At 63.2% G+C, this 13,094-nt stretch carries 12 protein-coding genes; 8 read left to right on the forward strand and 4 right to left on the reverse strand.

All coding sequences use genetic code 11. From position 1 onward, the window contains the following. Positions 1 to 403 precede the first annotated feature (403 nt). Complete coding sequence (locus tag ABID26_RS10180) at positions 404 to 1,084, reverse strand: DsbA family oxidoreductase (protein ID WP_292374523.1); 681 nt, start codon at positions 1,082 to 1,084, stop codon at positions 404 to 406. 31 nt (positions 1,085 to 1,115) lie between these two features. Then, positions 1,116 to 2,936: an extracellular solute-binding protein gene (locus ABID26_RS10185; protein WP_292374521.1), complete on the reverse strand. Its 1,821-nt coding sequence runs from the start codon at positions 2,934 to 2,936 to the stop codon at positions 1,116 to 1,118. A 295-nt stretch (positions 2,937 to 3,231) separates the two neighbouring features. Between ABID26_RS10185 and ABID26_RS10190 the strand changes: the two genes are divergently transcribed. Continuing rightward, a complete protein-coding gene (locus ABID26_RS10190) occupies positions 3,232 to 3,852 on the forward strand; it encodes an invasion associated locus B family protein (protein ID WP_059188586.1) in 621 nt (206 codons plus the stop codon). A 73-nt stretch (positions 3,853 to 3,925) separates the two neighbouring features. On the opposite strand, the gene hspQ is transcribed toward ABID26_RS10190, so the two are convergent. Further along, a complete protein-coding gene (hspQ, locus tag ABID26_RS10195; RefSeq protein WP_059188585.1) occupies positions 3,926 to 4,249 on the reverse strand; it encodes a heat shock protein HspQ in 324 nt (107 codons plus the stop codon). Between the two features lie 306 nt (positions 4,250 to 4,555). Next, entirely contained in the window at positions 4,556 to 5,767 is a 1,212-nt protein-coding gene (locus ABID26_RS10200) for a UbiH/UbiF family hydroxylase (protein WP_354415201.1), read from the reverse strand. Between the two features lie 100 nt (positions 5,768 to 5,867). On the opposite strand from ABID26_RS10200, the gene ABID26_RS10205 reads away from it, so the two are divergent. From ABID26_RS10205 to ABID26_RS10235, 7 genes are all read left to right on the forward strand, one after another. After that, a complete protein-coding gene (locus ABID26_RS10205; RefSeq protein ID WP_292344218.1) occupies positions 5,868 to 6,761 on the forward strand; it encodes a DUF2182 domain-containing protein in 894 nt (297 codons plus the stop codon). 12 nt (positions 6,762 to 6,773) lie between these two features. Further along, positions 6,774 to 7,388 carry a DUF1326 domain-containing protein gene (locus ABID26_RS10210; protein ID WP_292374519.1) on the forward strand — a complete coding sequence of 205 codons (615 nt, stop codon included), beginning with the start codon at positions 6,774 to 6,776 and terminating at the stop codon, positions 7,386 to 7,388. Then, complete coding sequence (gene pcsA / locus ABID26_RS10215) at positions 7,361 to 8,203, forward strand: phosphatidylcholine synthase (RefSeq protein WP_435528561.1); 843 nt, start codon at positions 7,361 to 7,363, stop codon at positions 8,201 to 8,203. Before ABID26_RS10210 ends, pcsA begins: the two co-directional genes overlap by 28 nt. A gap of 91 nt (positions 8,204 to 8,294) precedes the next feature. Beyond that, positions 8,295 to 9,272 (forward strand): quinone oxidoreductase family protein, encoded by a 978-nt coding sequence (locus ABID26_RS10220; RefSeq protein WP_292300465.1) that lies wholly within the window; start codon positions 8,295 to 8,297, stop codon positions 9,270 to 9,272. 214 nt (positions 9,273 to 9,486) lie between these two features. Further along, positions 9,487 to 11,064 carry an ABC transporter ATP-binding protein gene (locus ABID26_RS10225; protein ID WP_292300467.1) on the forward strand — a complete coding sequence of 526 codons (1,578 nt, stop codon included), beginning with the start codon at positions 9,487 to 9,489 and terminating at the stop codon, positions 11,062 to 11,064. Beyond that, positions 11,061 to 12,173, forward strand: a complete 1,113-nt coding sequence (locus tag ABID26_RS10230; RefSeq protein ID WP_292300469.1) for an ABC transporter permease — start codon at positions 11,061 to 11,063, stop codon at positions 12,171 to 12,173. Before ABID26_RS10225 ends, ABID26_RS10230 begins: the two co-directional genes overlap by 4 nt. Continuing rightward, entirely contained in the window at positions 12,173 to 13,093 is a 921-nt protein-coding gene (locus ABID26_RS10235; protein WP_192245068.1) for an ABC transporter permease, read from the forward strand. Before ABID26_RS10230 ends, ABID26_RS10235 begins: the two co-directional genes overlap by 1 nt. Position 13,094: the final 1 nt, after the last annotated feature.

Consider the following 13,094-nt stretch of genomic DNA (forward strand, 5'->3'; position numbering starts at 1 on the left):
CCGACTTTCCCCTAGGGAAACCAAAAACACGGCTTTGTGAACGGAATACCCTGCCGGCCGGCCCGGTTTCGCCATTGGGCGGCAGCCGGAATGCTCGAAAACCGCCGCCCTCAATTCGCTCCAACCGTCATTTTCCGAGCCCATGACGGGGTGCCCGTTCGGGTCGAGCCGAGCTAGTCGAGCCGAGCTATATGACGGTGATTTTGGCGCCCAAGGGCCGGCGACTTTGACCAGGAGCCCCGGCGAGCAGAGCTGCCTCGACTACCTGCCGAGCTCGGTCACGGCAACAGCTGGAGCGAGGGAGCCAATTACTTGCCTGCCATCAGCCAGGGACTGACTTCGGGCGGCAGCGGCCACGGCTTCTCGTCAGTAAGGCGAAGGTGATGGCAAAATAAACTTCAGGTCAGCCCGCCGTTTCCAGTTCGCCGCGCGCCTTGGCCTGGGCGACCTGGCGGATGGCATCGGCAAGCGTGTCGGCGTCCTGCGCGCCCATCACGGCATATTTGCCTTCGAGCAGGAAGCAGGGCACGCCGGTGATGCCCATGCGCGAGGCAGTGGCGATTTCGTTGCGAACGGCGTCGACATCGGCGTCCGTCGGCAACAGCGTCTCGACAACCGAAGCGTCCATGTCCGCCTCGCGCGCGGCCTCGGCCAGCACGGCATAATCGCCAAGATCGGCGCCTTCCTCGAAATTCAGCTGGAAGAGGCGGCGCACCAGCCGGTTCTGCACGTCCTCGCCGGCGGCTCCCGCCCAGCGGATGACGCGGTGCGCGTCCAGCGTGTTGGGCGCGACCTTGATGGCGCCGAAGGCGAAATGGATGCCTTCCGCTTCGCCGAGCGGTTCGATGCGCGTATGGATCTGGCGAATGCGCTCCTCGCTGCCGAATTTGCCCAGCATGTATTGGCGGCGATCCATGCCTCCTTGCGGAATGGTCGGATCGAGCTGGAAGGGCCGCCAGCGCACATGCACTCCGACATCGCCGACAGCGGCAATCGCCTTGTCCAGCCGCTTCTGGCCGATGAAACACCAGGGGCAGACGACATCGGACACCACATCGACGGTGATCGAGTTCTCGGCACTCATGGTCGTCTCCCTCTTCATGTCGGTAGGGATGTCAGTTGGGCTTTCGCCACCATGTCGGCAGCTGATAGCCAAATATGGGGGTCTTCTGTGGATGTTCCAGGTAGCTCCAGTAAGCCAGCCACTGCTGCGTGTTGTATTGCATGGGCACGATGTAGTTGCCGGAGATCAGCAGCCGGTCGAGGACGCGCACCGCGGCGACGTAGTCCTCCTTGGCGCGGGCATTCAGCAGGGCGTTGATCGCGGCGTCGACCGCTGGGTCGGCGACACCGGCGAGGTTGAACGAACCTTCCTGCTTGGCCGCGACGGATCCCCAGCGCCCGACCTGCTCGCTGCCGGGCGAAAGCGAATTGTTGAAGCCGCTCGTGCCAATCAGAACCTCGAAGTCGAACCGCTGCTTGCGCGACTGGATCTGGTCGCCGTCGAGGCTGCGGATGGTAACATCGATGCCGATCTTCTCCAGCGTGCGCTGATAGAGCGCCGCAAGCCGCTCCTCATCCTGCGATGACGTCAGGATTTCGAAGCCGAAGGAGGCCCCTTGGGGATCGACCATTCTGCCGTCTTCTACATGATAGCCGGCGCCTTTCAGCATCTCGAAAGCCGCTCGCAGCACCTTGCGGTCCTGGCCGGAGCCGTCGGTGACCGGCGGCCGCCAGCTGCCGTCCATGACCTCAGCAGGCACACGGCCGGGGTAGGGGGCGAGCAGCGCCTTCTCCCGCTCGTCGGCCGGATGGCCGAGCGCCGACAGCTCGGAGTTCTGCCAAAAGCTCATCGTGCGGTTGAACTTGCCGGCGAAGAGGTTCTTGTTCGCCCACTCGAAGTCGTAGAGCATGCCGAGCGCGCGCCGCACGACCGGATCGGCAAATTTCGGCAGCCTGGTGTTGAACAGGAAGCCCGTCACGACAGGCGGAATGCCGGTGTCGAAATATTCCTGCTTCACTTCACCCTTGCGAAAGGCCGGGAAGTCGACATCGCGGTCGCGCTTGACCGGATCGGTCTCGTCGTCGAGGGCGCAGATGCCCTTCTTGAAGGCTTCCGTCTTGGCGTTGGCGTTGAGGAAATATTCGATGGTGATCCGGTCGAAATTGTCGAAGCCGCGCTTCGAGGGGATGTCCTTGCCCCAGTAATCGGGATTGCGCTTGAAGACGATGCGCTGGCCGGGCTGCACCTTGTCCACCGTGTAGGGGCCACTGCCGATCAGCGGCTTCAGCGTGGTCTTGTCGAAGCTGTCCTTGTCGAAAGCGTGCTTGGGGATGATCGGCGTCAGCCCGACGATCAGCGGAAATTCGCGATTGGCCTTGTCGTTGAAGGTGAATTTCACGCTGTGGTCGCCGGTCTTCTCCAGCTTGGCGATCATGCTCATGCGGTCGCTGTAAGGCGGGCGGCCCTTGTCGGTGAAGACATCGTAGGTGAACAGCACGTCTTCCGGCGTCACCGGCTGGCCATCCGACCATTTGGCATTGGGGTTGAGATGGAACTCGATGCTCTTGCGCTCCGAGTCCATGTCGGCGCTGTCGGCGAGAAGGCCGTAGAGGCTGAAAGGCTCGTTGTAATTGCGCTGCATCAACGGCTCGAAGACGAGATTGCCGTAGACCGTGTCGATCATGCCGCGCGCGGTGGTGCGCAGGCTCTTGAGGATGAAGGGGTTGAGGTTGTCGAAGCTGCCGACGACGCAATAGGTGACGCTGCCGCCTTTCGGCGCATCGGGATTGACGTAGTCGAAATGCTGATAGCCCGCAGGCAGCGCCGGCTCGCCCTGCATAGCGATGGCGTGCTTCGGCTCCGACAAAGCCGGAAGCAGCGAGAAGGCCAGAAACGAGGTCGCGGCGATCAGCCGAACGAGAACGCGGTCCATGACCGTCTCCTTACCGGGCGGCTTTGTGATTCGACACGCACCCTAGAGCATTTCGCCCCCCGATTGAATCGGTGCGCCAATCGGAATTGGGTTCGGCCAGTCCATCGCCAATCGGGGGTTCGTGGTGTGGCTTCAAACCAAGAAGAAATCGCGGAAACCGGGCTGGATTCGGCGCCGCTGGCAGTGTAACACGCGCTCCGAAGTCATGCTGTTGCCTCATTTGGGCAACAGGTAGCGGGACCGCACGGCACGAAGAAGCCGGTCCCCGGGATCATTTGAGAGGAAAGTGCACCATATGACGAGCAATGCGTATCGCCTTTCGGTGCTGGCCGCAGGCGTGGTCGGCGTCCTGGGCGCCGGGCTTTTCACCGCCTCGGCCCAGCAGCAGCCGCAGATTCCGCAGGGTTGGTTCAAGGCCTGCACCAAGCAGGAAGACGTCGACATCTGCAATGTCCAGAACATCGTCACCGCCGGCAATGGCCAGCTCGTCACCGGCGTCAGCCTGATCGAGCTCAAGGGCAAGGTGAACCGCAAGGTGTTCCAGGTCACGGTGCCGACCGGGCGCCTTATTCCCCCGGGCATCGGCTTGCAGATCGACGCGGGCAAGGCGCAGAAGCTCGACTATGTGATCTGTTTCCCCGATCGTTGCGTGGCCGAAGTGCCGCTGACCGACCAGCTCGTCGCGTCCTTCAAGAAGGGCCAGGCGATCTCGCTCACTTCGATCAATTTCCAGAACCAGCCGAACCCGATCAAGGTCGCGCTGACGGGCTTCAGCGGCGCCTATGACGGCCCGCCGCTGCAGCAGTCGGACATCGAGGACCGGCAGAAGAAGCTGCAGGACTTCGTCGCCAAGAACAACCAGGACTTCGCCAAGAAGCTCAAGGAAGAGCAGGACAAGGCGAAGACCGCCAACTGATCGCCGGAGCGTTTCTCCAGCATGCAAAAAGCGGGGCAAGCACCCCGCTTTTTTGTTGCCGCCTGTCGAGCCTTCAGTGCTTCGAGTGACGTTTCGGTTCGTAGCGTCCATCGGGTAGTTTGTCGAACATCTCGCCGATCTGCGGATGCCGCACCGGCTCGCCCGACCGGTCCTCGAGCAGGTTCTGCTCGGACACGTAAGCGATGTACTCGGTCTCGGAATTCTCGGCGAGAAGGTGGTAGAAGGGCTGGTCCTTGTGCGGACGCATGTCCGCGGGAATGGCTTCGTACCATTCCTCGCTGTTGGCGAACTGCGGATCGACATCGAAGATCACGCCACGGAACGGAAACAGCCGATGGCGAACCACTTGCCCGATCGCGAATTTGGCCGTCTTCATCGCACTCACCACCTACAGCGCCGCGCGTCCGTTCGGACGCGCAAAGGACGCTGTAGCACCTTCATTTTGCGCATGATCCTTTCCGAAAATCGATTTCGATTTTCGGGGTCATGCGCGGGACCCCGAGGCGCCCGTCAGTGGCTTGCGCACAAGGCGCCTAAGGTCTTGAATTTACACATCACGCAGCCAAAAATCGACCCCGACTTTCGGCTTGGTACCATTGGCGTAGACATTGCCGCAATTCCATGCCGGAGCGCTGTCGGTGAATGCAATGGTTTCGGAAAGCGCAAGGTCCAAATGTATCGCTCAGCGCGCGGCCTGTTTCCTGAAGCCGCCGGCGAGCGCGCGAAAGCCGCTGCCGGGCCGCAGGCCTTCGCCCATGAAGAAAGCGCGCAACGGCGCGAAGCTGCCCAGCACGTTGAGGCCGGCGCTGCGCGCCAACTGCGCCGGCAGCATGTCGGACAGCAGCGACATGTTGAGCAGGTTCACCGCGCTGCTGCGCGCAAAAATGTCGGGACGACGCCTTGTGTCATAGGCGGCGAGACTTAGCCTCGACCCTGGATCGTCGCGATTTTCGCTGGCGATTCCAATCAGATCGTCGATATCCCTGATGCCGAGGTTGAGGCCCTGGGCGCCGATCGGCGGAAAGACATGGGCCGCTTCGCCGACAAGCGCCACGCGATTCTGCGCGAAACGGCCGGGCGAGGCCGCCGACAGCGGATAGACCTGGCGGCCGGGCTCGACCGAAACCCGGCCGAGCATCGACTGCATCTGCTCCTCGACCCGGACGGACAGGGTAGCATCGTCGAGTGCCGCGAGTTCCTTTGCCGTCTCCGGCTTCACCACCCAGACAAGGCTCGAGCGCCTGCCCGGCAGCGGAACCTGCGTGAACGGTCCGGTCTCGGTATGGAATTCGGTCGAAATGAAACCATGCTCGCTGCGATGGCTGAAATTGAGAACAAGCGCCGACTGGGGATAGGGGCGGGCGGACGCCCTTATGCCCGCGGCTTCGCGTGCCGGCGACAGCCGCCCGTCGGCGGCGACCGCCAGCGACGCCGAGACCTCGCCGCCATCGGCGAGACTGGCATGTGCCCGGTCGGCGTCGAGCCGCCATGTCTCGACCATCGACTTTCGCCAATCGATGCCGGCGCGATCGGCGACTGCCTTGGCAAGGACCGGGATCAGGACCTTGTTCGGCAGATTGAACCCGAACTGCTCCTCGCCGATCTCGCTGGCGCGAAAGGTCACGGTTGGGCTGCGGATCAGCCTGCGCGTCGCGTCGACGATCCGCATCACCTTGAGCGGCGCCGCCTGCGACCTGAGCTCGGCAAGCACGCCCAGCCGGTCGAGCACTTTCAGGGCAGGGTTCATGAGCGCGGTAGTGCGGCTATCGTTGGTCGTGGCCTCGGGGCCTGCCAACGTCACGGCAAAACCTGCCTCGGCAAAGCCCAGCGCTGCGATAAGGCCGGCCGGGCCGCTGCCGGCAACCAATATGCGGGCTTTGTCGTTCTGCTCCACGCGAGGCTTCCATATGGATGGGCGGCCATCGGGCCTATCACCGGATATAGGGCAGATCGGCGGGCTTGATCAACGCGGCGATTCGGCCCATTCGATTGCCATGACGGGCCAGGAGCACGATTTCAGCCATCTCGACCGCGCCGGCCGCGCCACGGCAGGACTCGCGCGCAGCCCGCGCCTCGCGGTGACGCTCGCCATTGGCGCGGGCATCGCGCTTGCCTGGCTCATCCTCGCTGCCATGGCGATCCGCGGCGCCGAAGGCCGGCTTGCCGGCGGCGCTCCGGGCGATGCGCTGCTCAAAGACCTGCCGCGGCTGCCGCTGCCGGAATTCGTCGACCGCCTTTTCGCCCTGTGCCTTGCGCCGGCTCCGCATGCAGGCTCGGCAGGCCCGCAGGCGTTAGCGCTCGTCCTGATGTGGTTCCTGATGGCTGTGGCGGCGATGCTGCCTTCGGCGGCGCCGATGATCCGCACCTATTGCGAGATTGCGGATACCGCTCGAATCAAGCGCGAGCCCGTCGTCCATCCACTGGTTCTGGTGGCCGGATACCTCTCAGCCTGGCTTGCGGCGTCGGCGGCATTTGCCGTACTGACACTTGCAATCTATCGCTTCGCCGCCGCGGGGCAGATGCTTGATCCGGTCGTCGGATTGGCTGGTGCTGCTGCGCTTGCGATTGCCGGCCTCTATCAATTCAGCGGCTTGAAACAGGCCTGCTTGAAGAAATGCCGGAACCCGTTCTCGATCCTGTTCGCCAACTGGAGCGCGCAACCGTGGCGCATTTTCCGTCTGGGCCTGCTGCAGGGCGTCTGGTGCCTCGGCTGCTGCTGGGCGCTGATGCTGGTGATGTTCGCCGTTGGCGCGATGAACATCTTCTGGATGGCGCTGATCGGCCTGTTCACCCTGATCGAAAAACAGACCACCGGCAGGGTGGCAAGCCAGACCGCCGGTGCGATACTGCTTGTGTGGGCTGCCGCCCTGCTATTAGTTTCGGCGTGAGGGGAGAATTCGATGACCGATCAAAGCTGGGCGATGAAGGGAGAGCTGGTACTCTCCTGCAATTGCACGGTTTTCTGCCCTTGCGTGCTGTCGCTCGGCAGCCATCCGCCGACCGAGGGCTATTGCCAGACCTGGGCGGGATTCCGCATCGATGCCGGCCATTTCGGCGAGGTCGACCTCTCCGGCCTCAATCTCGGGCTGATCATGGAAATCCCGGGCTATATGAGCCGGGGCAACTGGACCGCCGGGCTGTTCATCGACAAGCGCGCCTCGGTATACGCGGTGAAGGCGCTGACAAAAATCTTCACCGGCAAGGCCGGCGGCACCACATCGCTGCTGTCGATCCTGGTCGGCAAATTCCTCGGCGTCGAGCAGGTGCCGATCACCTATGAGACGCACGACAGGACACGCGTGTTCCAGATACCGCGGATTATCGACGGCGCGGTGACGCCTGTACTAGGCAAGGACCGCGAGAAGGATACGGTGATCAGCAATTCCGAATATTGGATCGCGCCGGAAATCATCGTGGCGAAGTCCGACAAGAGCAAGATGCGCGCCTTCGGCCGCAACTGGAATTTCGCCGGCCGCTCGGCCGAGATATGCAAGCTGGATTGGCGAGGCCCGTGAGCAAGAACACAGCGGCCCGTAAAGCGGCCAAGAAGATCGCGGAGCGGATTCCGCGGCCGAAGAAGAAAGTGACATGGCCGCAGGCGCGCGCTTTTTCGGTGCACCTGCTCACCGCGTCCGGTTCGTTCCTCGCCTTCCTGTCGCTGGTCGCGGCCAGCGAGGAGCGCTGGACGGCGATGTTCTGGTGGCTGGGGCTGGCGCTCTTTGTCGACGGCATCGACGGCCCGATCGCCAGGAAGCTCGAGGTCAAGGAGATCCTGCCGACATGGTCGGGGGAGGTGCTCGACAACATCATCGACTATGTGACCTACGTGCTCATCCCGGCCTTCGCGCTCTATCAGCGCGGCTTCATGGGCGAGAACCTGTCGTTCCTGTCGGCGGCCATCATCGTGGTGTCGAGCGCGATCTACTATGCCGATACCGGCATGAAGACGAAGGAGAACTTCTTCAAAGGCTTCCCTGTCGTCTGGAACATGGTGGTGTTCACGCTCTTCGTCATCGAGCCGGGACAATGGGTTTCGTTCGCCGTGGTCGTGGTCGCCGGCATCCTCACCTTCCTGCCGATCAACTTCATTCATCCGGTGCGGGTGGTCCGGCTCAGGTCGCTCAACCTCGGCATGATCCTTTTGTGGTGTGCCTTTGGCGCGCTTGCGCTGGCACAGGCCGCACTCGCCAGCTTCTACAACCAGATCGGCGTCCTGGGTGAACAGGTCAGCGACTTCACCAAGATCGGCATCACCATCACCGGGCTCTATCTCGCCTGCATCGGGGGCGTGATGCAGATGTTCCCCAATCTTGGCGCCAAGAAGCCCTAACCTAACTTTTTGTTGGAGCATGATCTTTTCCGAAAACCGGTTTTTCGGGATCATGCTCTAAATCCTATCCCTGTCCCGAGAGAATTGAGCGATGTCCAAGGCAATCCGCATTCACGCCCATGGCGGTCCAGAAGTCCTGACCTATGAGGATGCCGATCCCGGCCAGCCGGGCGCCGGACAGATCCTGGTCAGGCATACCGCGATCGGCCTCAACTTCATCGATGTCTATCACCGTTCGGGCCTTTACCCGCCGCCGGGCGGCTTCCCGCTGATCCCGGGCAGCGAGGCGGCCGGCGTGGTTCTGGCCGTCGGCGCTGGGATCGACTGGCTGCAGCCCGGCGACCGCATCGCCTATGCGGTCAATGTCGGCGCCTATTCAGAGGAACGAGTCATCGCCGCCGACCGCGTGGTCAAGGTGCCGGACGGCATCAGCGACGAGCAGGCGGCGTCCATGATGCTGAAGGGCATGACGGCGGAATATCTGCTGCGCCGCACTTTTCCTGTGAAGGCCGGCGACACGATCCTCTACCATGCCGCGGCCGGCGGTGTAGGCCTCATCCTTGGCCAGTGGGCAAAGCATCTCGGCGCGACCGTGATCGGCACGGCAAGCTCCAGCGACAAGATCGAGCTCGCTAAAGCGCATGGCTTCGACCATGTCATCAATTACAAGGAGCAGGATTTCGTTGCCGGCGTCGCCGCCATCACCGGCGGCAAGAAATGCGATGTCGTCTACGATTCCGTCGGCAACGATACTTTTCCCGCTTCGCTCGATTGCCTGAGGCCGCTCGGCATGTTCGTCAGCTTCGGCCAGTCGTCGGGGCCGATCCCGCCATTCTCGATGTCGCTGCTGGCGCAGAAAGGCTCGCTCTATGCAACCCGGCCGACGATCTTCGTCTACAACGCAAAGCGCGAGGACCTGGTGGCGTCGGCTAAGGCTCTCTTCGATGTGGTGCTGAGCGGCGCCGTCGAGATCAAGATCAACCAGCGCTATGCGCTGAAGGATGCGGCACGAGCGCAGTCCGATCTCGAGGGCCGCAGGACGACGGGTACGACCGTCCTCATTCCCTGAGCCGGCTGCCTTGCTCTTCAGCGCCTTGCCGTGGATTAGGGCACGGTTTGCCCAAAAGGCCCGCCGGTTTTTCGCAAGCTCCCAATAGGTGTATCTTACCCCTTGAGTTTCCGCTGGAATTCTTGAAGCTCTTTCAAGTCGGGTGCCGCTTTCCGACAGAAGCCGGCCGCGCATACGATACCAGCGGGAACACAGAACATATCCGGGTCACTGGATGGGAGGCACTGTGAGTGCAAATCATGACAGGGCGAACCTGCTCGAGGTTCGTGGCCTTACGAAGGTTTTCGGCACGCTGACGGCGTGCGATCATATCGACCTCAACATCGCGAGGGGCGAAATCCATGCCCTTCTTGGCGAGAACGGCGCCGGCAAGTCGACGCTGGTCAAGATGCTGTTCGGATCGCTCGAGCCGAATTCGGGCGAGATCTTCTGGGACGGCCAGGCCGTTCAGATCACCAGCCCCGGTGTGGCGAAGAAGCTCGGCATCGGCATGGTGTTTCAGCATTTCTCGTTGTTCGAGGCGCTGACGGCGGCGGAGAACATCGCACTCTCGCTCAACGACGGCTCGCCGATCAGCACCATTGCCGCGAAGGCAAGGGCGCTCTCCTACAGCTACGGCCTGCCGCTCGATCCGGAATCGCTGGTCGGCGATCTGTCGGTCGGCGAGCGCCAGCGCATCGAGATCATCCGCTGCCTCTTACAGACGCCGCAGCTCATCATTCTCGACGAGCCGACCTCGGTGCTGACGCCGCAGGAAGCCGACAAGCTGTTCGAGACGCTGGAGAGGCTACGCTCCGAAGGCAAGTCGATCCTCTATATTTCGCACCGGCTGGAAGAGGTCAAACGCCTCTGCGACCGCGCCACGGTGCTGCGCCACGGCAAGGTCGTCGGCCATTGCAATCCGCGCCAGGAGACGGCCGCGTCGCTTGCCCGCATGATGGTCGGCAACGAGGTCAAGGCGGTGGTGCGCGCGCCGGCCGAAGGTATCGAGACCGCGCCGGCGCTGCTCGAGATCCGCGGGCTTACCCGCAAGCCGGCGACGCCCTTCGCCATCCCGCTCAAGAACATCAATCTCAGCGTGCGCGCCGGCGAGGTGATCGGCATTGCCGGCGTCGCCGGCAACGGTCAGGGCGAATTCTTCGAATCCGTCTCCGGCGAAGTGCTGCAGCAGGATGCCGGTTCGGTTCGCATCCGCGGCAAGGATGCCGGCGGGCTCTCGATCACCGGGCGGCGGCTGATGGGTGCCGCCTTCGTGCCGGAGGAGCGCCTAGGCCATGGCGCGGCGCCGCGCATGAAGCTTTCGGAGAACCTTTTGCTGTCGCGCCATGCCACCGACGGCAAGTCCTTCGTCGGCTCCGGCGGCATGGTCAAGAACGGTTCGGTCTACAGCGCCGCCCAGCGCATCATCACGGCAATGGACGTACGCAAGAGCGCGCCGGATCCGGAGGCTGCGGCGCTGTCCGGCGGCAATCTGCAGAAATTCATCGTCGGCCGCGAGCTCGACCGCAAGCCGAGCGTGATGGTGGTCAATCAGCCGACCTGGGGCGTCGATGCGGGTGCCGCCGCCCATATCCGACAGGCGCTGATCGAGCTCGCCCGCAGCGGCTCGGCGGTTCTGGTCATCAGCCAGGACCTCGACGAATTGTTCGAGCTGTCGGACGCGATCGCGGTCATGCACAACGGCGAATTGTCCGCGCCGCTGCCCATCGCCGAAGCCACCTTCGAAAAGATCGGCCTGTTGATGGGCGGCGCCGAGCCCGGCCACGCCGAACACACCATGGAGACGGCATGATGCGCCTCGAACTGGTCAAACGCCCGCAGCGCTCGGCGCTGTTTTCGGTGCTCTCCCCCTTCATTGCCTTCGCGCTGACTGTGATTGCGGGCGCCACCATGTTCGCGTTGCTCGGCGTCAATCCGTTCAACGCCTTCAATGTTTACTTTATTCAGCCGATCAGCGAGGTCTGGCAGTTGCACGAGTTGGCCATCAAGGCGGCACCGCTGATCCTGATCGCCGTCGGCCTGTCGGTCTGCTACAAGGCCAACATCTGGAACATCGGCGCCGAAGGCCAGTTCATCCTGGGCGGCATCTTCGGCTCGATCATCCCGGTGCTGTTTCCCCAATTCGAAGGGCCCCTTGTCCTGCCGCTGATGCTCTTGCTCGGCATGGTCGGCGGCGCCCTCTACGCGGCGATCCCCGCGCTCTTGAAGACCCGCTTCAGCACCAACGAGATCCTGACCAGCCTGATGCTGGTCTATGTGGCGCAGCTCTTCCTCGACTGGCTGGTGCGCGGACCCTGGCGCGACCCGCAGGGCCATGGCTTTCCGCAGACCATCCAGTTCGGCGACTCGGCCATCCTGCCGGAGCTGATGCCGGATGCCGGTCGCGCCAATTGGGGATTCGTCTTCGCGCTGGTCGCGGCCGTGGCGGTGTGGCTGATGATGAGCCGCATGCTGAAGGGTTTTGAGGTCCGCGTGCTGGGCTCGAGCCCGAGGGCAGGGCGTTTCGCCGGCTTCGGTTTCAACAAGATGGTCTTTTTCACCTTTCTTTTGTCCGGCGCGCTGGCTGGCCTTGCCGGCATCTCGGAAGTGTCCGGGGCCATCGGCCAGCTGCAGCCGGTGATCTCGCCCGGCTACGGCTTCACCGCCATCATCGTCGCCTTCCTCGGCCGGCTCAATCCGCTGGGCATCGTCGCCGCGGGCCTGGTGCTGGCGTTGACCTATCTCGGCGGCGAGGCTGTGCAGAGCGCGCTCGGCATCTCCGACAAGGTGGCGCGGGTGTTCCAGGGCATGCTTCTGTTCTTCGTGCTCGGCTGCGACACGCTCATCCACTACCGCATTCGTCTGATCGGCTTTGCCGCCCCTAAACTCGAGGCTGCACCCAAGCTGGAGGAGGCACGCTGATGGACATCACCGTCAACATCCTTTTGACCATCGCCACCGCCGCGACGCCGCTCTTGATCGCGGCGATCGGCGAACTTGTGGTCGAGCGTTCCGGCGTGCTCAACCTCGGCGTCGAAGGCATGATGATCATGGGCGCGGTCGGCGGCTTCGGCGCCGGCTATCTTACCGGATCGCCCTGGATCGGCCTGCTTGCCGCGATCATCGTCGGCGCGCTGTTCTCGCTGCTCTTCGCCGTCATGACGCTGTCCTTGGCCACCAACCAGGTGGCGACCGGCCTGTCGCTCACGTTGCTCGGCCTCGGCCTCTCCGGCATGATAGGCACCAGCTTCGTCGGCCAGCCCGGCGTCAGGCTGCCGAACCTCGACATCCCCGGTCTGAGCTCGATCCCGGTCGTAGGCAGGCTGATCTTCGGCCAGGATCCGTTGTTCTACATCTCGATCGCGCTCACCGCCGCGGTGATGTGGTTCCTGTTCAAGACCCGTACCGGCCTCACGCTCCGCTCGATCGGCGACAGCCACTCTTCGGCGCATGCGCTCGGCATCAAGGTGATCCGCTACCGCTATCTCGCCGTGATCTTCGGCGGCGCCTGCGCCGGCCTTGCCGGCGGCCACCTGTCGCTGGTCTACACGCCGCAATGGGTCGAGAACATGAGCGCGGGACGCGGCTGGATCGCGCTGGCCCTGGTGGTGTTCGCTTCCTGGCGTCCGTGGCGGGTGCTGGCCGGCGCCTACATCTTCGGCGCAGTGTGGATCGGCCAGCTTCATGCACAGGCTTTTGGCATTCCGGTGCCTTCGCAGTTCCTTTCTTCGCTGCCCTATCTGGCAACCATCGTGGTTCTCGTTCTAATCTCGCGCAACAAGCGGCTGACGATGATGAACACGCCGGCTTCGTTGGGGCAGCCATTCGTTCCGGATCGTTGAC

The organism is Mesorhizobium shonense (genome assembly GCF_040545255.1).
Lineage (GTDB): Bacteria > Pseudomonadota > Alphaproteobacteria > Rhizobiales > Rhizobiaceae > Mesorhizobium > Mesorhizobium shonense.

Coding starts and splice junctions, on each gene's coding strand:
- ABID26_RS10180 (WP_292374523.1), bottom strand. CDS start 1,084: ATGAGTGCCGAGAACTCGATCACCGTCGATGTGGTGTCCGATGTCGTC.
- ABID26_RS10185 (WP_292374521.1), bottom strand. CDS start 2,936: ATGGACCGCGTTCTCGTTCGGCTGATCGCCGCGACCTCGTTTCTGGCC.
- ABID26_RS10190 (WP_059188586.1), top strand. CDS start 3,232: ATGACGAGCAATGCGTATCGCCTTTCGGTGCTGGCCGCAGGCGTGGTC.
- hspQ (WP_059188585.1), bottom strand. CDS start 4,249: ATGAAGACGGCCAAATTCGCGATCGGGCAAGTGGTTCGCCATCGGCTG.
- ABID26_RS10205 (WP_292344218.1), top strand. CDS start 5,868: ATGACGGGCCAGGAGCACGATTTCAGCCATCTCGACCGCGCCGGCCGC.
- ABID26_RS10210 (WP_292374519.1), top strand. CDS start 6,774: ATGACCGATCAAAGCTGGGCGATGAAGGGAGAGCTGGTACTCTCCTGC.
- pcsA (WP_435528561.1), top strand. CDS start 7,361: ATGCAAGCTGGATTGGCGAGGCCCGTGAGCAAGAACACAGCGGCCCGT.
- ABID26_RS10220 (WP_292300465.1), top strand. CDS start 8,295: ATGTCCAAGGCAATCCGCATTCACGCCCATGGCGGTCCAGAAGTCCTG.
- ABID26_RS10225 (WP_292300467.1), top strand. CDS start 9,487: ATGGGAGGCACTGTGAGTGCAAATCATGACAGGGCGAACCTGCTCGAG.
- ABID26_RS10230 (WP_292300469.1), top strand. CDS start 11,061: ATGATGCGCCTCGAACTGGTCAAACGCCCGCAGCGCTCGGCGCTGTTT.
- ABID26_RS10235 (WP_192245068.1), top strand. CDS start 12,173: ATGGACATCACCGTCAACATCCTTTTGACCATCGCCACCGCCGCGACG.